Annotated in this window: 20 protein-coding genes; 11 read left to right on the forward strand and 9 right to left on the reverse strand. The window is 70.4% G+C overall.

What is annotated here, in order from left to right:
• The first annotated feature begins 157 nt into the window (after positions 1 to 157).
• The 3 genes from EKG83_RS03050 (at position 158) to EKG83_RS03060 (ending at position 2,446) form a co-directional block, all read left to right on the forward strand.
• The gene (locus tag EKG83_RS03050; protein WP_228122486.1) at positions 158 to 472 is read left to right on the forward strand and encodes a helix-turn-helix domain-containing protein; all 315 of its coding nucleotides are present in this window, start codon (positions 158 to 160) and stop codon (positions 470 to 472) included.
• Between the two features lie 106 nt (positions 473 to 578).
• Positions 579 to 1,232 carry a PadR family transcriptional regulator gene (locus EKG83_RS03055; protein ID WP_153277851.1) on the forward strand — a complete coding sequence of 218 codons (654 nt, stop codon included), beginning with the start codon at positions 579 to 581 and terminating at the stop codon, positions 1,230 to 1,232.
• On the forward strand, positions 1,232 to 2,446 hold the full coding sequence (locus EKG83_RS03060) for an FAD-dependent oxidoreductase (RefSeq protein ID WP_033429899.1): 1,215 nt from the start codon (positions 1,232 to 1,234) through the stop codon (positions 2,444 to 2,446). The genes EKG83_RS03055 and EKG83_RS03060 overlap by 1 nt, the downstream gene beginning before the upstream one ends.
• 9 nt (positions 2,447 to 2,455) lie before the next feature.
• Here EKG83_RS03060 and EKG83_RS03065 read toward each other — a convergent pair whose 3' ends face one another.
• From EKG83_RS03065 to EKG83_RS03085, 5 genes are all read right to left on the reverse strand, one after another.
• Positions 2,456 to 3,445, reverse strand: coding sequence for an NAD(P)-dependent alcohol dehydrogenase (locus EKG83_RS03065; RefSeq protein ID WP_322746628.1), 990 nt, complete (start codon positions 3,443 to 3,445; stop codon positions 2,456 to 2,458).
• 100 nt (positions 3,446 to 3,545) lie between these two features.
• Positions 3,546 to 4,214: a response regulator gene (locus EKG83_RS03070; protein ID WP_033429900.1), complete on the reverse strand. Its 669-nt coding sequence runs from the start codon at positions 4,212 to 4,214 to the stop codon at positions 3,546 to 3,548.
• Positions 4,211 to 5,338: a sensor histidine kinase gene (locus EKG83_RS03075; RefSeq protein ID WP_033429979.1), complete on the reverse strand. Its 1,128-nt coding sequence runs from the start codon at positions 5,336 to 5,338 to the stop codon at positions 4,211 to 4,213. The genes EKG83_RS03070 and EKG83_RS03075 overlap by 4 nt, the downstream gene beginning before the upstream one ends.
• 789 nt (positions 5,339 to 6,127) lie before the next feature.
• Positions 6,128 to 7,384 (reverse strand): hypothetical protein, encoded by a 1,257-nt coding sequence (locus tag EKG83_RS03080; RefSeq protein ID WP_153277852.1) that lies wholly within the window; start codon positions 7,382 to 7,384, stop codon positions 6,128 to 6,130.
• A complete protein-coding gene (locus EKG83_RS03085) occupies positions 7,377 to 8,009 on the reverse strand; it encodes an RNA polymerase sigma factor (RefSeq protein ID WP_084716244.1) in 633 nt (210 codons plus the stop codon). Before EKG83_RS03085 ends, EKG83_RS03080 begins: the two co-directional genes overlap by 8 nt.
• A 222-nt stretch (positions 8,010 to 8,231) precedes the next feature.
• On the opposite strand from EKG83_RS03085, the gene EKG83_RS03090 reads away from it, so the two are divergent.
• Both EKG83_RS03090 and EKG83_RS03095 read left to right on the forward strand, forming a co-directional pair.
• A complete protein-coding gene (locus EKG83_RS03090) occupies positions 8,232 to 9,404 on the forward strand; it encodes a hypothetical protein (RefSeq protein ID WP_051765287.1) in 1,173 nt (390 codons plus the stop codon).
• On the forward strand, positions 9,401 to 10,942 hold the full coding sequence (locus tag EKG83_RS03095; RefSeq protein WP_051765289.1) for an SPFH domain-containing protein: 1,542 nt from the start codon (positions 9,401 to 9,403) through the stop codon (positions 10,940 to 10,942). The genes EKG83_RS03090 and EKG83_RS03095 overlap by 4 nt, the downstream gene beginning before the upstream one ends.
• On the opposite strand, the gene EKG83_RS03100 is transcribed toward EKG83_RS03095, so the two are convergent.
• Complete coding sequence (locus EKG83_RS03100; RefSeq protein WP_033429903.1) at positions 10,930 to 12,246, reverse strand: MFS transporter; 1,317 nt, start codon at positions 12,244 to 12,246, stop codon at positions 10,930 to 10,932. The two genes, EKG83_RS03095 and EKG83_RS03100, sit on opposite strands and share 13 nt — an antisense overlap.
• Before the next feature lie 129 nt (positions 12,247 to 12,375).
• On the opposite strand from EKG83_RS03100, the gene EKG83_RS03105 reads away from it, so the two are divergent.
• Entirely contained in the window at positions 12,376 to 13,272 is an 897-nt protein-coding gene (locus EKG83_RS03105) for a LysR family transcriptional regulator (RefSeq protein ID WP_033429904.1), read from the forward strand.
• Between the two features lie 834 nt (positions 13,273 to 14,106).
• Here the strand turns inward: EKG83_RS03105 and EKG83_RS03110 are convergent.
• Positions 14,107 to 14,736, reverse strand: a complete 630-nt coding sequence (locus EKG83_RS03110) for a DUF6602 domain-containing protein (RefSeq protein WP_153277853.1) — start codon at positions 14,734 to 14,736, stop codon at positions 14,107 to 14,109.
• A 101-nt stretch (positions 14,737 to 14,837) separates the two neighbouring features.
• Between EKG83_RS03110 and EKG83_RS03115 the strand changes: the two genes are divergently transcribed.
• A complete protein-coding gene (locus tag EKG83_RS03115) occupies positions 14,838 to 15,401 on the forward strand; it encodes an HD domain-containing protein (RefSeq protein ID WP_084716246.1) in 564 nt (187 codons plus the stop codon).
• Here the strand turns inward: EKG83_RS03115 and EKG83_RS03120 are convergent.
• Both EKG83_RS03120 and EKG83_RS03125 read right to left on the reverse strand, forming a co-directional pair.
• Positions 15,386 to 15,859 carry an NUDIX hydrolase gene (locus EKG83_RS03120; RefSeq protein ID WP_033429905.1) on the reverse strand — a complete coding sequence of 158 codons (474 nt, stop codon included), beginning with the start codon at positions 15,857 to 15,859 and terminating at the stop codon, positions 15,386 to 15,388. The two genes, EKG83_RS03115 and EKG83_RS03120, sit on opposite strands and share 16 nt — an antisense overlap.
• Before the next feature lie 10 nt (positions 15,860 to 15,869).
• On the reverse strand, positions 15,870 to 16,613 hold the full coding sequence (locus EKG83_RS03125; RefSeq protein ID WP_033429984.1) for a DUF5919 domain-containing protein: 744 nt from the start codon (positions 16,611 to 16,613) through the stop codon (positions 15,870 to 15,872).
• A gap of 188 nt (positions 16,614 to 16,801) precedes the next feature.
• On the opposite strand from EKG83_RS03125, the gene EKG83_RS03130 reads away from it, so the two are divergent.
• The 4 genes from EKG83_RS03130 to EKG83_RS03145 all read left to right on the forward strand — a co-directional run bounded on the left by EKG83_RS03130 (position 16,802) and on the right by EKG83_RS03145 (position 18,583).
• The gene (locus tag EKG83_RS03130) at positions 16,802 to 17,221 is read left to right on the forward strand and encodes a hypothetical protein (RefSeq protein ID WP_211269054.1); all 420 of its coding nucleotides are present in this window, start codon (positions 16,802 to 16,804) and stop codon (positions 17,219 to 17,221) included.
• Between the two features lie 5 nt (positions 17,222 to 17,226).
• Positions 17,227 to 17,448, forward strand: a complete 222-nt coding sequence (locus EKG83_RS03135) for a hypothetical protein (RefSeq protein ID WP_033429985.1) — start codon at positions 17,227 to 17,229, stop codon at positions 17,446 to 17,448.
• Positions 17,448 to 17,678 carry a hypothetical protein gene (locus EKG83_RS03140; protein ID WP_033429907.1) on the forward strand — a complete coding sequence of 77 codons (231 nt, stop codon included), beginning with the start codon at positions 17,448 to 17,450 and terminating at the stop codon, positions 17,676 to 17,678. The genes EKG83_RS03135 and EKG83_RS03140 overlap by 1 nt, the downstream gene beginning before the upstream one ends.
• Positions 17,679 to 17,755: 77 nt before the next feature.
• Complete coding sequence (locus tag EKG83_RS03145) at positions 17,756 to 18,583, forward strand: helix-turn-helix domain-containing protein (protein WP_153277854.1); 828 nt, start codon at positions 17,756 to 17,758, stop codon at positions 18,581 to 18,583.
• The last annotated feature ends 203 nt before the right edge of the window (positions 18,584 to 18,786 follow it).

Consider the following 18,786-nt stretch of genomic DNA (forward strand, 5'->3'; position numbering starts at 1 on the left):
CGGGATCTGTCGTGTGCGCACAAAACTTGTGTGTTGGCACAACAGTAGCTCGCGCGCTCTGGCGCAACGCCTGTTTTCCTTGTGCCCCAACAACTTCCCACTTCACCGAACCGTTCGCGCGTGGCGCGTGTTGCGTCGGCACACGTACCATCGCGGCGTGACCACGCGCTGGTGGGAGTACGTCGAGACCAATCTCCGCAACCGCGGGCTGAGTCCGGGCGACCTGTCCGAGATGGCCAACGTCGACCGCAGCCGCATCAGCGAGTGGAAGAGGGGCAAGGGCGTCTCCCTGGAGACGGCCCGCGCGGTGGCCCGCGTGTTCGAGGTGAGCCCCCTGGAGGCGTGGGTCGCCGCCGAGCTGATCACCGACGAGGAGGCGCGGCTCCAGCGGGCCCGCCCCGACCCGGCGGACTTCAGCGACCAGGAGCTGATCACCGAGCTGACCCGTCGGCTCAAGCGCGCCTCCGGCTGATCCTCGTGGACCGACCGCCGTTCGGGGCGGTGGCCCTGCGCGGCCTTCGAAATAGTTGACATCAACTAGCCCGGCCTGGATAGTCAGTCCTGACTAGGAGGTGGCCGTGGCCAAGCGCAAGGTCGGGAACCTGCTCGGACTGGCGGTGCTCGGGTACCTGGTCCAACGACCCATGCACCCCTACGAGCTGAGCCGGTCCATGCGCGAGCACGGGGACGACCGCAGCATCAAGTTCACCCACGGCTCGCTCTACATGGTGTTCGGGCAGCTCGCGAAGGCCGGGTTCATCACCGAGCACGAGACGTCCCGGGAGGGGCAGCGGCCCGAGCGCACGGTGTACGCGCTGACCGACGCCGGTCGGGCGGAGCTGAAGGACTGGATGCGGGAGCTGGTCGCCGAACCGGCGCACGAGCGCCCGCACTTCGTGGCGGCGCTGTCGATGATCGGCGCGCTGCACCCGGACGAGGTCACCGGCCTCCTGAACGACCGGTTGAGCGCGTTGGGCAGGCAGCGCGACGAGGCGAGGGCGATCGTCGAGGGCGCCGACGCCCACCCGCTGTTCCTCGTGGAGGAGGAGTACCGCGTCGCGCTGCTCGACGCCGAGATCGCGTTCGTCCACGGCTTCCTGGCGCGCATCGGGGACTGGCGCGCGCTGTGGGCGGGCTTCCACGACAAGGACTTGCACGACAAGGACTTCCACGACAAGGACTTCCCGGGCAGGGACTCGCACGACAAGGACTTCCACGACGAGGGGGACTGATGAGGGTGACCGTGATCGGCGGTGGCATCGGGGGACCGGTCGCCGCCATGGCGTTGCGGCGGGCCGGGTTCGAGGCGACCGTCCACGAGCGGTACGACCGCGTGGCCGACGGGACCGGCGGGGCGTTGAGCATCGCGCCCAACGGCCTGCAGGCCCTGGACGTGATCGGGGTGGCGGACGCCGTGCGCGACATCGGCACGCCGATGACCGCCATGGCCGTGCAGAGCTGGACCGGCCGGACGCTGGCCGCGTTCGGCAGCGAACCGCCCCAGCTCCTGGTGTGGCGCGGCGACCTCCACCGCGTGCTGCGCGAGACCGCCCTGGCCCGCGGGATTGCCTTCGAGCACGGCAGGGAACTCGTCGACGTCGCGGACCGCGGCACGCACGTCACCGCGCGCTTCGCCGACGGCACCGGGGTCGACGCCGACCTGCTGGTGGGCGCCGACGGCATCCGGTCGACGGTGCGCCGGCTGATCGACCCGGCCGCGCCCGCACCGCGCTACGCGGGCCTGCTCGGGTTCGGCGCCCGCATGGCGCGCACCGGCGAGCCCCCGACCGGCGGCACCATGCGCCTGGTCTTCGGCAAGCGCGCGTTCTTCGGCTACCAGGTCCACGACGACGGCTCCGGCGGCTGGTTCGCCAACCTGCCGCGCGAGGAACCGCTGTCCACCGCCGAAGCCCGCGCCACCGATCCCGCGCGGTGGCTGGCCGTGCTGCGCGAGGTCTTCGCCGACGACCGCACCCCCGCCTGCCGGATGATCGACCGGCTCGACCCGGCCGACCTGGTGGTGACCGGCGCGCTGGAGGACGTGCCGACCGTGCCGACGTGGAGCCGGGGCCGGGTGGTCCTGGTCGGCGACGCGGCGCACGCCACCTCGCCCAGCTCCGGCCAGGGCGCGTCCCTGGCGTTCGAGAGCGCGGTGCAGCTGGCCCGCTGCCTGCGCGACCTGCCGCACGAGGAGGCGTTCCGCGCCTACGAACGGCTGCGCCGCACCAGGGTCGAGCGGATCATCGCCCAGGCCGCCCGCACGAACGGCAGCAAGGCCGCCGGTCCGGTCGCGCGCGTCCTGCGGGACCTGCTGATGCCCCTGGCGGTGAAGTTCGCCGACCCCAGGAGGTTCACCTGGCAGTTCGACCACCGGATCGACTGGGACGACGTGGTCACCGCCGCCGGGGGCGGGGTGGCCGCGGCCGGTCGCGCGGTGCGGTCGTGATCGACCGGGTCACACGGTGATCACCACCTTCGCGCGGGCGTGCTCGGTCTCCACGTGGTGGATGGCGTCGGGCACCCCGCTCAGCGGGTAGGTGCGCTCGACCACCGGCGTGACCGCACCGGACGAGACGAGTTCGCCCAACGCCACCAGGTTCTCCGCGCTGGGCTTCGCGATGACCTGCAGCAACCGGTGGTCGCGGGCGAAGCGGGCCGCCACCTGCCCCCTGACCGACAGGCCCATCGGCCCGATGAGGCTCCCGCCCGTCGACACGCCGCCGCCGGAGAGCAGCAGCGTCCCGCCGGGGGCCAACACCCGCCGCAGGTCGGTCAGGGACCGGTTGCCCACCAGGTCGAACACCACGTCGTACCGCGCGCCGCCACGCGTGAAGTCCTCCTTCCGGTAGTCGACGACGCGGGCCGCGCCCAGCGACCGCACCAGTTCCGCGTTCCGCTCGCCGCACACGCCGGTCACCTCGGCGCCGAGCGACTTCGCGATCTGCACGGCGAACGTGCCCACGCCGCCGGAGGCGCCGTTGACCAGGACCCGCTGCCCCGGCCGCACCCGGCCCAGGTCGCGTAAGCCCAGCAGCGCGGTGTTGCCCGCCAGCGGCAGCGCGGCCGCCTGCTCGAAGGTCAGGTCCGCGGGCTTGGGCGCGACCACCTCCTGCGGGGCGCACACGTACTCCGCGAACGCGCCGTTGACCTCGCCGTACACCTCGTCGCCCGGCGCGAACCGGGTGACGCCCGGACCCACCGCCTCGACGAGGCCGGCGAAGTCGGTGCCCCGTATTCGGACCTTGGGCGCGGTCAGGCCCATGCCGGACATCAGGAGGCGCGCGACGTACGGGTCGCCGCGCATGACGTGCCAGTCGCGGGCGTTCACCGACGCGGCGCGCACCCGCACCAGCACCTCCCGCCCCGCCGGCGCGGGCTTGTCGACCTCGCTCAACCGCAGCACTTCCGGCGAGCCGTACCTGTCCTGGGTGATCGCTTTCATCATGGGTCGATCCTGGCCGGGCGGACCGGACTTCCGCATCGGACCAGGGGCCGGACTTCCGGGTCGGACCAGGGTCCGATGGCGCCTCGTACTTATGGCCGGCTTATGGCCGGGAAGCGTTGCGCACGCGGTTGGTCTCGTAGGCCCACATGGCGATCTCGACCCGGTTCCGGGCGCCCAGCTTCGCCATCAGGCCGGCGATGTGCGACTTGACCGTGCTGAGCGTGATGTGGAACTGGTCGGCGATCTCGCCGTTGGTGCGGCCGCGCGCGACCGCGGCCAGCACCTGCTCCTCCCGCGCGGTCAGCGGTTCCACGGGCTGCCTCGGCGGCCCGTCGGGCCGGGCGTCGGCGAACGCCGCGAGCAGCCGCGCGGTGACGCTCGGGGCGATCAGCGCGTCGCCGTCGGCCGCGGCGCGGACCGCCTGGGCGAGCAGGGCCGGTCCCGCGTCCTTGAGCAGGAACCCCCGCGCACCCGCCCGCAACGCGCCGTAGACGTAGTCGTCCAGGTCGAACGTGGTGATCACGACCACCGCCATGGGGTCGGCCACGCCCGGCCCGGCCAGGGCGCGGGTGGCCTCGATGCCGTCGAGGACCGGCATCCGGACGTCGAACAGGCACACGTCGGGGCGCAGCCGCCGGGCCAGCTCGACCGCCCGCCGCCCGTCCCCGGCCTCACCGACGACCTCCACGCCCGGCTGGGCGCCGAGGATCATGGCCAGGCCGGTGCGGACGATCTCCTGGTCGTCGGCGACCAGCACCCGGGTGCTCACCGCCCGGCCCCGCCCCGGGGCAGCACCGCGGTCACGGTCCAGCCCCCGCCGGGACCCGGCCCGGCCTCGCAGGTGCCGCCGAGCAGGCCGGCGCGCTCGGTCATGCCGTGCAGCCCGTAACCCGACGGCGACACGGGCCCGGCCTCGCCGTCGTCGGTCACGCGCAGGCGCACCGAGGTGTCGTCGGCGGTGACCCGGACCTCGACGCGGGTCGCGCGCCGGGCGTGCCTGAGGGCGTTGGTGACCGACTCCTGGGCGAGCCGGTAGACGGCGGTGCCGACCGGCGCGGGCAGGTCGTCGACGTCCCCGTCGACCCGCACGTCGACCACCGGACCGGCCCGGTGGCCGTCCGCGAGCCGTACCAGGTCGGCCACGGTCGGGTTGGGCGACAGCTCCGCGGGCCGGTCGTCGCGCAGGACGCGGACGATGGCGCGCATCTCGGTGAGGGCGCGCGACGCCTCGGCCTCGATCACGCGCAGCGCCTCCGACGCGGCGTCGGGGCGCGTCGCGGCGACCGCCAGCCCCGCCTGGGCGCGGATGGCCATCGCCGAGACGTGGTGGGCGACGGTGTCGTGCAGGTCGCGGGCCAGCCGCTCCCGTTCGAGCAGCTTGGCCCGCTCCAGCTCGCGCGACCGCGCCCCGGACCGGTACCGGGAGGCCGCGGCGAGCGCGCCGACCGCGCCCAGCACCACCAGCCCACCCAGAGCGTCGGTCGGCTCCAGGCGCCCCAGGACTGCGGAGAGGCCGATCCTGGCCAGGACGACCGCCAGGCCCAGGACGATCTCGCGGCCCGCGCCCCAGCGGACCAGGGCGTGCACCAGGAGCAGCATGAAGGCCGTCGAGTTCAGCTCGGGCTCGACGCCCAGCAGCACCGAGACCAGGGCGCACCCGCCGAAGGCGACCACGACGACGGGCAACGGCCTGGTGCGGCGCCACAGCAGCGTGGGCGCCAGCGCGACCGTGAGCAGGACCGGGACGAGCCGCCACGGCAGGTCCGGCCGGAACAGCCCTTCGAGCACCGCGCCCGCGACGAGCGCGCACACGAGCGCCACGTCCGTCCGGGACCTCGGTGGCGGTCCGGGTGGGCGGGGTTCGTCCCACACCGACTTGAGCAGGGCGCGCACCCGGACCATGGTAGGAGTCCGAGGGCTCCGGCGGATCAGCCTGAAGTACGAGTCGCCAGGCGAAGCGGAACGCGTACCGGTCGCCTTCGAAGCGGGTGGAGCGGTAGCCGTCGGCGTGCGCGGGGACGCCGCGCCTGACGTCCTCGACCGCGTCGCCGGACGCGAGACCCCGGGTCTCGGCGAAGGTGAGGGACACCAGGGACAGCGGCCACAGCCGTGCCGGGTGCTCCCTCCTGGGGGCAGCGCCATGACCGCCCGCGCGGTCACGGCCGACCAGAGCCCCCGGACGACCAGCCACCGGGCACCAGGACGCCCGGCCGCGGATCGGTTGCGACCGGTGGGCCGGGCGCGGGTCCGCGACGGGTGGGCCGTGCGGAAACGCGCCGCCGCTCCTCGGCGGTTCAACCCCCGGACGGGAACCGCCGGGGGAGAGAAGTGCGCTCCGGTACCGGTGAAGGACATGTGGTCTGGTTGATGCTCGCGGCCGGCGACGACCGGGAACACGGCGGCGACGACGGTTACGACGCTGTGCCATCGCCCGGGTCGACCTCTCGGGCCGGTTGACCGGGGATGGACTGCAGTCGCCTGTTGAAGGTCTACGGCGACGAGTGCGCTTTCACCGCCTGTTCGACCGCGGCCACCTGGCCGGTGAGGCGTTACGAGGCGTACGGGCGCCTTCAAGAGCAGTCGCCGAGGGTCCGGCTGACCGGTCAACCACCGTGGTGGATCTCCCGGCACTGGGAGATCCACCACGGTGGTTGACGACCGGGGTCCGTGGCCGGCCCGCTCTCAGAACTCCTGCCGCAGCTCCTCGATCACGTCCCCGGCCGCGTTCCGGACGACGAGCCGCACCACCGTCGGGTGCTGCGCGTTCAGCGTCACCCCCGGCAGGACGACGGAACCGGCCACCGGGGCGGCCGTCACGGCCGGGTCGTTGGGGCTCTCCAGGGTCACCTCCGCCACGCGCGGATCGGTGACCACGGCGACCACGGCGACGGTGTTCGAGCTCAGGTAGGGCGTGCCGCCCTCGCCCGCGGACTTGGTGAAGCGGTGGGCCACCCGCACGCCGCGCAGGGTGTCGCCGGAGATCATCATCCCTGCCCACTGCGGTGCGTCGGGCCGTGCCAGGTCGACGATCTGGACGGTCCGGTCCTGGTAGCAGAGCAGCAGGAGGTCCCGCTGGTAGTGGCCCAGCTGCAAGGACCGGTCCGGGTCGAGCCCGACCGCCTGCCCGGCCCGCCACGCGGTCGCGTCCGGCACCGGCGGCGACTGGTCGGCCAGGCACTCGCCCAGCCTGTGCCCCTCGGGGCTGGTGCGCTCCTCGACGACGGGCCGCCCGTCGACCACCCCGGCGGTGGGCGTCGGCGCGGCCAGCTCGAACCGCTGGACGACCTCGGACGAGCGGGTCGCCTCCGGCTGGGCGAAGACGGGTCCCACGGGCACGAAACCGTTGGGCGCCAGGAAGACCCGGCCGGACCTCGCGGCGAGGGCGCGGTCGCCCGGCATGGTCGGGTCCGGCTTCCTGACGAGGGTGAAGGGGCGCTGGTCGTCCCCGGTGAACCCCGCCAGCGAGCCCGTGGTCGTGGTGAACGACAGGGCGAGGCCGCCGGGGTCCGCCTGCGGCGCGGACACGGTGACGGAGGCCGGGGTCGTCTCGCAGAACACGATCCCCGCGGGGGTGGTGAACGCCGTCAGGTCCACCCCGTTGCGGGTGGCGGTGGCGATCGGGGTCCACTGCCCGGAAACCGCGCCGCAGCGCAGCGCCGCGCCGTCCGGGGCGGACCCCTCGCGCACGTCGTAGTACCGGGCCGCGTCGAGCAGGGGCAGTTCCGGGATGTCGGAGGGGGGCGCCGCGGCCGGGTCCTCCGGGCCGGACCACCGCACGGCCAGCGTCGCCGCGGTCGCCACGACCACCGCGACGGCGGCGACCTTCAGCGGGCGGCGACGCGGCGGTGGCGCGTCGAAACCGGCGCGCAGGCGCACGAGCGCGGCGGCGCGCACCCCGTCGGGCAGCGGGCTGCCGGGCGGCAAATCCAGGTCAGTCAAGGGGATCCTCCTCGATCAGCTCGCGCAGCCGGGCGCGGGCGCGGGACGTCCGCGCGCGCACGCTGGGCTCGGTGATGCCGAGCAGCCGGGCGGCGTCGGCGGTGGTGACCTCGCCGAGCAGGCACAGGCGGACGACCTCCCGCTCGGCCCGCGGCAGGCGGTCGACGGCGGCCAGCACGCGCCGCAGGCGGCGTTCGGCGAAGTCGCCCTCCGCGACCGCGTCGGCGTGGTCGCGTTCGGTGGTGCTGCGGGAGAGCCGCTGCACCAGGGCGGCCAGGCGCGCGCCCGCGCGCCGTTCGTCACGGGCCAGCCTGGCGGTGACGGTGAACAGCCACGGGCGGGCCGAGTCCCTGGTCAGCACGGCCTTCCCGCGGGTGCGCCAGGCGGCGAGGAACGCGGTCGACAGCAGGTCGTCGGCCTGCGCCCACGACGCGGTCAGCCGGTAGGCGTAGTTCCACACCGCCTCGGCGTGCCGCTGGAACAGCTCGGTGAACGCGGCGTGCGCGTCCGGCCCGTCCCCGGCGATGCCGCGCCAGAGATCGGCGTCCGACCCGGGTGGTGGGCCGACACCGGGGGCGTCGTCCAACGCCAACACCCCGATCAACTCCGTTGAAGCTTCCTCCATGCACTGTATGAGGGCCGGGCGGCGCGGGTGCTGCGTCCCGGGCCTGTGGTCGGTGTCACACGCCCCGATCGGGGAAGATCTTTTTTCCGGATTCGGCGCCGAATCAATTTCCGGACCCGTTCCCGCAGGATTGCGGAAGCTGCGGAATGTTTTGTGCGCATCATTGGGCCTACCGCGACGGGAATGAGCCGCCGAAAACCCCGTCCGCGCCGGGAGGGCCCTTTGTCGCTGGTCGAGCACTGCGTCGTGGGGGTCGACGTCGAGGGGTTCTCGGCCCGGGTGGCACGCCAGCAGGTCCTGGTCCAGAAGGAGCTCGACCGGATCCTCGACGAGGCGTCCGGCGCGGCGGGGCTGCCCCGTGCGCGGTGGGAGCGCCAGCCCGCGGGCGACGGCGAGCTGGCCGTGCTGCCCGCGGGCGTCGACCTGGTCGCCCTGGTGTCGGTGTTCGTCGCCGAGCTGGAGCGCCGGCTCGCCGACCACAACGAGGACCACGACGCCGGCACCCGCATCCGGCTCCGGGTGGCCATGCACACCGACGTGGTGACGCCCGGCGCGTTCGGCTACGGCGGTCCGGGCCTGGTGGTGCTGAGCCGCCTGCTGGACTCCGACGTGCTCCGGCGGGCGCTGCGGGACTCGCCCGGCGAGAGCACCGCCCTGGTCCTCTCCGAGCCGCTGTACCGCCGGGCGGTGCTGCCGGAGCTGGGCGGCCTGCGCCCCCGGCAGTTCGGCCGGGTGCGGATCAGCCTGCCCGGCAAGGACTTCCACGAGGACGCCTACCTGCGCCTGCGCCCCGGCGCCCGGCCGGAACCGCCGCCCGCTTCGACGGCGGGGCTGCTGACCGACCTCGTCCGGAGCGCGCCCGCACCGCCCGTCCGCCGGGTCGTCGAACCGGTGGCGAGGCCGGCGCCCGCCCAGCCGCCGCTCGCGCCCGGCGTGCGGGACCTCGTGGCGGCTGTCGGCGCCGCGCTCGCCGAGGGGGACCTGGTCACCGCGGACCGGTGCACCACGCTCGCGCTGCTCGGGCAGGCCGGCCGGGTCGGGTTCCTGCGCCGCGTGGACGTGGCCAAGCTCGGCGACGGGCTGCTGGCCGAGCTGGACGACGCGTGGGCGGGCGCGTCCGGCGGCCGGTGGGGGTTCCGCGCGCAACGCGCCCGGCTCGCCGGGGTCGTGCTGTCGGGGCGGCCGTTCCTGCAGATCTCGATGGCGCTGGGCTGGCGGGAGGCGGGTGACGTGGTCCCGCTCTACGCGCGATTCGCGACCCGCGCCGGGAACGGCGACACGCCGTTCTACCCGACGCTGCGCAACCCCGACCGGGAAGCGGAACCGCTGTGGCGTGACGAATGGACGTCCACGGTGGTGGCCGCGCATGCCAGACTGCGCGACTGGGAGGCATGACCGTGGAATACGCGTTGCTCGCCGTGCTGCTCGTGGGCGCGTTCGCGGGGTGGCGGGGCCTGCACCGGGTCCCTCCCCACCACGTCGGGATCGTCACCAAGAACATCGGCCTCAGGCGCAGGCCCGGCGACGACCCGCGGGTCAGCCACCTGGGGTCGCGGGGCGTGCAGGCCGAGGTGCTGCGGGCCGACACCACGACCTGGCTGGCCCCGTTCGCCTACTCGGTGCGGACGGTCCCCGTGGTCACCGTGCCGAACGGCACCGTCGGCGTCGTCGTCGCCAGGGCGGGCCGCAACCGCGAGCCGGGCGTGCCGGTCGCCGAGGACGTCGAGTGCGACTCCTACCAGGACGGCGTGCTGTTCCTGCGCGGGGGCGGTGTGGTCGGGCGGCAGCAGCGGCCGCTGGTCGGCGGGTCGTACTCGATCAACACCGAGCTGTTCGACGTGCTCACCGTGGACAGCCCCGAGGACGCGCTGGAGCGGGAGGAGCTGACGCCCGCGTCGCTGCGCGAGGTGGAGGTGGCCGTCGGCGAGACCGGCGTGGTCGTCGCGCACCACGGTGCGAGGCCCGTGCCCGGCCGGCTCGGCCCGCCGGTCGAGGGGCACGCCGACTTCCAGCGCCCGTGGGACTTCCTCCGCAACGGCGGGTGGATGGGCGTGCAGCAGGACACGCTCGCCGAGGCGGGCCGGTACGCGATCAACCCGTGGTTCGCCAAGGTGGTCAAGGTGCCCACCCGCGTGCTGGTGCTGGAGTGGAACGCCGAGGACAAGTCGGAGTCCAACCTGGACGCCGCGCTCGACCAGGTGGTGCTGGAGGTCCAGGGGCACCGGGTGTGGCTGGACATGAAGCAGACCGTGGAGATCCCGCCGGAGGCCGCGCCCCGGCTCGTGCAGCGCTACGGCGCCGACGGGCAGGACGGGCGCGAGTCGGTGCAGCGGTTCGTGGACAAGGACCTCGCGCCCAGGGTCACCGGCTACTTCCGCCGGATCTCCGCGCACTACCGCATCCAGCAGTTCATCACCGAGTACGACGCGGTGTGCAACGAGCTGGCCGACGAGGTGCGGCAGGCGCTCGTCCCGTTCGGCGTGCGGGCGCTGGCCACCACGCTGGAGGAATTCCGGTGCGACGACGACGAGATCAACGCGATCCGCCGCAAGATCGCCCACCAGCAGGAGCTCGCCAAGCTGGAGCAGGAGAAGCTGGCCGAGCTGGAGGCGACCCTCGCGAACGAGGAGGTGCGGACCCTGATCGGCCTGCAACGGGTGAAGGTCGACGAGGCCCGCAAGAAGCTGGAGCTGATCAAGCTCACCACGATGGTGGAGCTGCTGGGCGCGCAGAACGTGGCGCTGGAGCGGATGCTGCGCGAGTGGGTCAAGGCGAACGTGCCGCAGTTCATCGGCGGCGGCGACGCGGGCACGGCCCAGGCGCTGCTCCAGGCCATGCCGTTCAGCCAGGCCAAGGACATGCTGCTGGCCATGGCCGGTGGCGTGCAGCGGCGGCTGCCGGGGGCGGCGGAGGAGCCGGGTCAGGCGGGCTGACGGACCCGCCGCAGCGCCAGGGGCAGGCCGCAGGCCGCGAGCAGGGCCGCGACGGCGAAGGTCCAGTGCGTCGCGCGCGCCACGTCCGCCGGTGAGGCGGTGGTGAGGTCGCCGGCGGTCGCGGCGAAGACGGCACCGAGGGCCGAGGCCCCGGTGACCAGCCCCAGGTTGCGGGACAGGGTCAGCAGCCCCGAGACCACCCCGCGCCGGTCCGCGGGCACGTCCCCCATGACCGCGGTGTTGTTGGCCGCCTGGAACAGCGCGTAGCCGGCGGTGAGGACGACCAGGGGCAGGGCGTAGCCGAGGACACCGGAGGACGCGGGCGTCACGGACAGCGCCGCGGTGCCGCAGACGACGCCGCCCAGCCCGACGAGCACCGGCCCCCGGGTGCCGAAGCGGTCGGTGGCGCGCCCCGCCGGGACGCCGGCGAGGGCGGCGACCGCGGGACCCGCCGACATCACCAGGCCGACCGCGGCCGGGGCGAGGCCGAGCGCCAGGGACAGGTGGAAGGGCCCCACGACCAGGGTGGTCATCACGACGGTGGAGACCAGCGCGCTCGTCACCAGCCCGGGGTCGCGGAACGCCGAGGGCGCCACCAACGGGGAGGGAACCCGCTTCTCGACGACGACGAACGTGGCCGCGCCCGCCGCCGCGACGACGAGCAACCACGGACCGGCCGCGGTCGTGGCCAGCGTGTAGGCGCCCAGGGTCAGGGCGAGCAGCACCGTGCCCGGGGTGTCGAACCGCCGGGGCGAGGGGGCGGGGTCGGGCAGCACCCGGATCACCAGGACCAGCGCGACGAGGCCGAGCGGCACGCCCACCAGGAAGACCGCGCGCCACCCGGAGGCGGCGACCAGGACCCCGCCGAGCGCGGGTCCCAGCGCCGTGCCCACCGCCGACATCGTGCCGAGCAGCCCCATGGCGCTGCCGGTGCGTTCCACCGGCACGCTCTCACGGACGAAAGCCATGGTCAGCCCCATCATGCAGGCGGCGCCGGCGCCTTGGAGCGCCCTGGCCGCGACCAGCAGCGGCAGGTCCGGCGCGAGGCCGCACAGCAGCGTGGCGAGGGTGAACGCGGCGGTGCCGGCGACCAGCAGGCGGCGCCGCCCCGCGAGGTCACCGAGCCGGCCCGCCCCGACGACCAGCGTCGTGACGGCCAGGAGGTAGGCGATCACGACCCACTGGACGTCGGCGAAGGGGGCGCCGAGACCCGAGGCCACGTCGGGCAGGGCGACGTTGGCGATGCTGGTGGCCAACGACGGCAGGAGCACGGACAACGACAACGCGATCAGCCTGGGGTTCAAGTGGGTGCTCCTCCTCGTCGAGCGATTGCACCGAAACGCTATGAACCCCTCGACCCTGCCGGAAGGCGCAAAGATGTAAACCCACTTGTGCACCAGACGCCATGTCAGCTGCTGTGCGATCCTGCCCGCATGGCCCGCCCCGACCTGAACCTGCTGATCACCCTGGACGTGCTGCTGGACGAGGGCAGCGTGACGCGGGCCGGCGAACGCCTGGCGCTCAGCCCGTCCGCGATGAGCCGGGCCCTGGCAAGGCTGCGCCGGGCCACCGGCGACCCGCTGCTGGTGAGGTCGGGCCGCGGCCTCGTGCCGACACCGCGGGCCCTGGACCTCCGCGACCGCGTGCGCCGCCTGGTGGCGGAAGCCGAGGAGGTGCTGCGGCCCGCCGCCGAGCTCGACCTGGCGACGTTGACGAGGACCTTCGCGCTGCGCGGCAGCGACGGTTTCGTGGAGCGGTTCGGTCCTGCGCTGGTGGCCTCGGTCGGCCGCGAGGCACCGGGCGTGCGGTTGCTGTTCTCGCGCAAGGAGAAGAAGAGCCTGGGGCCGCTGCGCGACGGTGTCGACCTGGAGACGGGGGTCGTGGAGCGGCAACTCCCACCGGATGTGGTGGGCGTGCCCCTGTTCACCGACCGTTTCGTCGGTGTGGTGCGCGACGGGCATCCCCTGGCCACCGGCAAGGTGACAGCGACCCGGTACACCACCGCGCGACACGTGCACGTCTCTCGGCGTGGCCTGACCGATGGGTTGGTGGACGAGGCTTTGCGCCCGGCGGTGCGCGAGGTCGTGACGGTCGTGGACGGGTTCGGCGCCGCGCTGGCGCTGGCACGGGCGACCGACCTGGTGGCCACGGTGCCCGAGCGCCATACTGCGGACCTTCGAGAGGGGATGCGCTCCTTTGAGTTGCCGTTCCGCGCCCCCTCGGTGACCGTGTCACTGCTGTGGCACGTTCGGCTTGACGCGGACCAGGCCCACCGGTGGTTGCGCGATCGGGTGATCGACGTGTGTCGGCGGGAGGTCGGGGAGGTCTAGCCGAGTTGCGGTGGTGGCTGGGAGGGCTTGAGGAGTCGAGTCCCGGGTGGACAGGTGTGGTGTCGGAGGGGCAGACGAGTGCGCTTCTGCTGGCCGGGGCCTGATCCCGCCAGTGGGTGGTGAGCGTCCCCGGCAGAACTTGAACCTGCGGCACACGGTTTAGGAAGGCGCGTGGCCCAAGGTGCGTCGCGCGTACCCTGACCTGCTGAGACCTGGACCTGATGCCTACTGCGCCGCGTCCCCAGTCCGCGAGGAGCCCGCAGATCGTGTGCCGTCTTCCAGTGACCCTCTCGTCAATGTGCCCAAGATCCGATGGCAAGACGGCGAAGCCGTCGCGGCAGCCGATCGCCGCGCCCAGCCCACCCCGGCTGCGTGACCGCGCGATCGTCCCGACCGTGACCGCGGGACTCCCCGGCTCCAACTCCGTTGCGCCCAGACGGCGTTGTCCCGATGCATCGTCATGCCCGTTGCCTCTGCGCGCCGCCTCCGGACCGGGTGCACCGACTCCGTGCACGGTCGCCGGGCGGAGCGGAGCGGGAGCCCGGCGTGCCGTGATGCGGGGAGTTGGTGCCACCGTGCCGACCGCCCGGCCGCGCGTTGCCCGCAGGCGGCGCGCCTTGATCCCATAGAGCGCAATTCGGCAGATAACCATTACTGGCTTGGTGGCACCTCCAGCATACTGCTCAGGTACTTGAGGACTGGGGGTCGGTAACGGATTACGCGCGGCATGGCGGCATGCAACCACAGCATCATAAGACTTAGAATCGTCAAATCGTCCAGTTTGAGCCAGCCGTTCATGAGAGGGAAATCGGTTCTCATCGCACCGTCGTTTCTTCAGTAGTTAAGTACGCTGTATTCGTCCAAGATGAATATTGCGTCCAGCGGTGGCAATGCTGAATCGTTTGTTGTGTCGATATGGCTTCCTGGGGCGGGAGGGACATAGGCGGCTTCGCCAAGCAGCTCTTCCAGTGCGCTTTCACTGATTGACGACGAGTAAGCGAATAGAAAGAACGGTGGGCAAGCGCCGAACCTTCTGGGGTCACTTCCAACGGCGAGCATGGACGACCCGGGTTCTTCTCTTACGCGCAAACGTTTTAGCTTTCTTCCCTTATTAATTGTGTCTGCAAGGGCGTCTTTGGTGAGCACTGACTTGACCTCTCCGACCGCCGATACGCCTTCAACTATGTATAGTCCGGAGGACGAATTTGCCATGTTGGCTGGCTGGTCTTCGTTCAGTATGAGTACGTCGGCTTGTGCACTCCTATTTCCTGCGACATCAATTACCTCTCCTTGGCTTACCGTCAAGCGCCGTGGCAGTTGACGCTCCAGGAAACTTCTGAAAAATTCTTCAACGTGTCCACCCCGTTCTCCGAGGTGATTGAAAGTCGATCTAGCTAGGTTTAATGTGTTGCGAAACTCTGCTTCATTGGCATTGAAAAGCGCCTGAAGACTGGGGTTTCTCATCTCGTTCCTTCTTGAACTCTTCTGCGTAAATGTTTTCAATCGCGCAGAGTGGAGGCGCTGGATCCTGTACCTACGCGGGCAAGCTCGTATAATCTCGTAGCATGGACTACCAGGCATCTGCGAGGCTTGCGGCTTCGCTTCTTGCTACTGAACTGCCGCGTCGCTGGAGTCACGTCCAAGGTGTGGCGAAGCGTGCTGTGAGTATATCGTCAATGTTCGAAGCAATGGATGCGGAAGTGCTGGCCTCGGCTGCCATTCTTCACGATATTGGATACTCTCGGAGAATTTCGAAAACAAATTTTCATCCACTTGATGGAGCGCTTTATCTTGCATCTATTGGAACTTCCCGGCGTTTGTGCTCTCTGGTTGCCAACCACACTTGTGCATATCGAGAGGCTGACCTGAGAGGGCTCTCGGCCGAATTGGCGGAATGGGACGACGAGAAGACGGCAGTTCGTGATGCGCTCTGGTGGGCTGATATGACTACAACGCCAGATGGACTGGTTACGAACGTTCGTGAGCGGATCGAAGAGATTCAGGCGAGATACGGGCCGGGCGACCTAGTTTCGACCTTTATACAACGGGCAACCTCTGAATTGGTGGATGCAGTGGATCGAACTGAGGAGCGGCTGAGGGCAGCTGGGCTAGGTCACTTGGCGAAGTAGGGCGTGGTGCGGGCTTGGAAGCCGTGATCGATGCGGAGGCGGATTGATGGGTGGATGTTGAGGGCGTCTAGGTCTTCGCGGGCTACCCAGTGGACTTCGCTGGATTCGTTGCTTGTGCGCAGCTCGCCTCCGGTGGGTGTGGCGCGGAAGCAGATGGAGAACTGTTGGCGGACTTCGCCGTCGGTGTAGGCGATGACGTGGGCTGGGTCGGAGTAGACGCCGATGATGTCGGTGGGGTCTACGTCGATGCCGGTCTCTTCCTTGACCTCTCGGATGACGGTGTGGCCGATGGTCTCGCCTACGTCTTGGGCGCCGCCGGGGATGGAGTAGAGGTCGTTGTCGGTGCGGCGGATCATCAGTAGGCGGCCCTGGTCGTCTTGGACGAACGCGGTCACGGCTACGACGATGTTGGTTGCGGTGGGGGCGTTGGGGTCGTGGTAGTGATCGGTGCGTGCCATGTGTCTCTGCCTACCACTTGGGTGGCTTGGCGTCGTCCCAGACGCCTTGGAAGCTCTCGGCGTAGGTCTCGAACAGGTCGCCTCCGGAGAGGCGGCGGATGTGCAGGACCGGGGCATGGGCTGCCATGAAGCCGTGGACGTGGGTGTTGACCAGTAGTTCGTCGTCAAAGCGGTAGATCGAGTTGTAGAGCGTGGTGCGGTGGCAGCGGATCTCGGCGTGGCCGGTCTCTGCCAAGGGCCTGAAGTAAGCGAGGGCGTTGCGGACCTTGGCGGCCAGGGTGCCGCGGCCGATGCCCTCTTCCTCGCTGCGGCGGGCTACCTCTCGGCTGGCGGGGTCGCCCAAGAGTAGGCGGATCTTGACGCCTGCTTCGGCCTTGCTGCGGAGGGTTTTGATCAGGCTTGGGTTGTCGGTGAGGAAGATGCCCGAGTAGATCAGGATGGAGATGTTCATGCGGGCCTGGTCGATGAGCTGGGCCCATAGCTCTTGGGGCACCGAGTGGCGGTGCGGGTAGACCTGCACGACCTCGGACTTGGTGATCTCCTTCTTGGCGTCCGGGGCGATCGCGTCCGGCCAGAGGTAGGTCTCGGACTCCCTGACCATGGCTGCGATGGCTCGGCGGTGCCTGGGGTACGGGGTCCGGTTGAGGTTGATCCAGCGTTCGACCGTCTTGGGGTCTACGCCGGTGGCCCTGGCTACTTGGGTGAGGTCGAAACCGTTGCGCAGCAACGAGTCTCGTAGGCGTTGGTTGGGCATGTGCACCCCCGCGGCACGAGTCGGGACGACTCGACGGTATCAAGGACGTCTCTAGTTGTCCCGCTGTGTGGTGCTGACGTCCCCGTTTTTCGCCGAAAGTGATCGGTGTCAAGGTGCCGGACAGCAGGTCCGGCCGATGCCGAGGCAGGAGTACGGCTGTGGTGATCACGGGTGGGAGCAGGCTCCCGGTGACTCATGACTTCGTCTTCCCGCGTGGGGCTCTGGTGATGGGGGTGGAGCCCGTCCTCAGGTTCCAGTCGGCGGAGGAGCGGGTCAAGGGGTTGCCGCCCCAGCAGGAGACGGACAAGGAGTCCGGGCTGTTGGTGTGGTCGGTGTTGGTGATCGACCAGGCGGCGGAGCGCAGGGCCGATGCGGTGGTGACGGTGAAGATCGCCGCCCCGCACCAGCCGGTGCCGCCGGAGGCGATTCCTGGGACCGATGTGCGGCCGGTGGTGTTCGAGGGGCTGACGGTGACGCCGTGGATCGATGACAAGGCGTGCTGGGGTGCTCATGTTGGTGAGCGGCATCGGTGTCGGGCGAAGCTCGGGTACAGCCTGCGTGCCTCGGGCATGGCGTCGGTGGTCACCAAGTCGGCCAAGGCCGCGTGAGGTTGGTGGGTGACCTGGTTCGCCTGCACGTCACGGCTCATCTGCCCATCAGGGTCGAGCCGTTGGCTTACGCGGGGCGGGTGGAGCTGCGTTTCGGCAACGCGTTCCCGGCGGTGTTGGTGGTGGATCACGACGCATTGCCGCGGCTGGCCGCTGCCATCGAGGAGGGGCGCGCTGCGCTTGACGGTGCTGCGGGTAAAGGGCGAGACGGTGCTGGTGGTGCCTGATGGCGTACACGGTGAAGCTTCGTTTCGATGCGTTCGACAAAGCCGTTCAGTTGGCGGGGTTCCCGTCCGATTATGCGCTTGCGCGTGCGATGAAGGTCAATCGTTCGACGGTGGTGCGGGTGAGGGCTGGGGATCTTCGGCCTGGTGCGGTGTTCATCGGTAGCGCGTTGACCGCGCTGGCTCCGATGGCCTTTGACGACTTGTTCGAGATCGTCGAGTTTCCGCGCTGACGGTGGCTCGGCTGACCGTGGGGATCGTTGTGGCTGATGTCGATGATTTGCGGTCGGAGACGACCGTGAGGAGCAGGATGTTGGGTGCCGAATTGAGGGAGGCCCGACGTCGTGCGGGGATGAAGGTTGGCGCCTTGTTGGAGGTGCTGGGTTTCTCGGCGCGGTGGTTGTCGAAACTGGAGTCCGGGCATCGGCAGACCGATGCGCGTAACGTTGCTCGTCTGCTTGGTGCCTACCACGTCGACTCTGAGACCTTCAAGCGTGTCATGGATTTGTGTCGTGATGTTGACGGCGGATATCTGATCCAGGGGCATGGCGTGGGCGGGGCCGATGAGGTGTCGGCGGTGCGTCGGCATGAGGCGGCGGCCCGGCAACTCTTCTCTTACGAGGCGGTGGGGGTTCCGGCGCTCGTGCAGTCAGAGGACTATATGCGCGAGCTGTTCGGGCGGAGTGTCCATCTGTCGGCGGACGAGGTCGAGCGGTGCGTAGCTGCGCGGAAGGCACGGCAGAAGGTGTTGAACGTCGGTGTGCCGGTCAAGCGCACGTTCGTGGTTCGGGAGTTGACCTTGCGGCACCTGAGTGGTGATCGTGAGGTGGCGTGGGGTCAGTTGATGCATCTGTTCTGGCTCGGCAACACCAGGAAAGTGGATGTTCGGGTTGTCGGGCAGGATGCGTCATTCGGCTACTGGGATCTGTACTCGTTCACGCTGATGCGGTCGCCGCAGTTTCGGCCGGTAGTGCATATTGGTGCTACGCCGTACAGTCTGCTCTTCGACGAGCCGCGAGACACTGGCTTCTACGAGGAGTCGGCTCGGTTGCTGCTGGCCAATGCGATGGGCGTGGAGGAGTCACGGGCGTTCATCGCGCACTTGGCTGAACACGTGGGCGAATCAGTGAGTGCATGACTCTCAACTGATCTTCTCTCGCTGGTTGGTGTGAGTCGCCGGAAACTGTCCGACAGTCTTGGCGGGCCTTGGACTGTTCCCGGCGACTCACGTGACCGGCACACATTGGCTGATCAAAGGGGTCCGGTCGTGTCGAGGGTATCTGGCGTCGGGGGACGTGCGTCAAGTCCTGCGGTTACCCTGAATGTGTGGAAGTTGCGTAA

The organism is Saccharothrix syringae (assembly GCF_009498035.1).
GTDB lineage: Bacteria > Actinomycetota > Actinomycetes > Mycobacteriales > Pseudonocardiaceae > Actinosynnema > Actinosynnema syringae.

Coding starts and splice junctions, on each gene's coding strand:
- EKG83_RS03060 (WP_033429899.1), top strand. CDS start 1,232: ATGAGGGTGACCGTGATCGGCGGTGGCATCGGGGGACCGGTCGCCGCC.
- EKG83_RS03065 (WP_322746628.1), bottom strand. CDS start 3,445: ATGATGAAAGCGATCACCCAGGACAGGTACGGCTCGCCGGAAGTGCTG.
- EKG83_RS03085 (WP_084716244.1), bottom strand. CDS start 8,009: ATGGAGGAAGCTTCAACGGAGTTGATCGGGGTGTTGGCGTTGGACGAC.
- EKG83_RS03095 (WP_051765289.1), top strand. CDS start 9,401: ATGACCGTGGAATACGCGTTGCTCGCCGTGCTGCTCGTGGGCGCGTTC.
- EKG83_RS03105 (WP_033429904.1), top strand. CDS start 12,376: ATGGCCCGCCCCGACCTGAACCTGCTGATCACCCTGGACGTGCTGCTG.
- EKG83_RS03110 (WP_153277853.1), bottom strand. CDS start 14,736: ATGAGAAACCCCAGTCTTCAGGCGCTTTTCAATGCCAATGAAGCAGAG.
- EKG83_RS03115 (WP_084716246.1), top strand. CDS start 14,838: ATGGACTACCAGGCATCTGCGAGGCTTGCGGCTTCGCTTCTTGCTACT.
- EKG83_RS03120 (WP_033429905.1), bottom strand. CDS start 15,859: ATGGCACGCACCGATCACTACCACGACCCCAACGCCCCCACCGCAACC.
- EKG83_RS03125 (WP_033429984.1), bottom strand. CDS start 16,613: ATGCCCAACCAACGCCTACGAGACTCGTTGCTGCGCAACGGTTTCGAC.
- EKG83_RS03140 (WP_033429907.1), top strand. CDS start 17,448: ATGGCGTACACGGTGAAGCTTCGTTTCGATGCGTTCGACAAAGCCGTT.
- EKG83_RS03145 (WP_153277854.1), top strand. CDS start 17,756: ATGTTGGGTGCCGAATTGAGGGAGGCCCGACGTCGTGCGGGGATGAAG.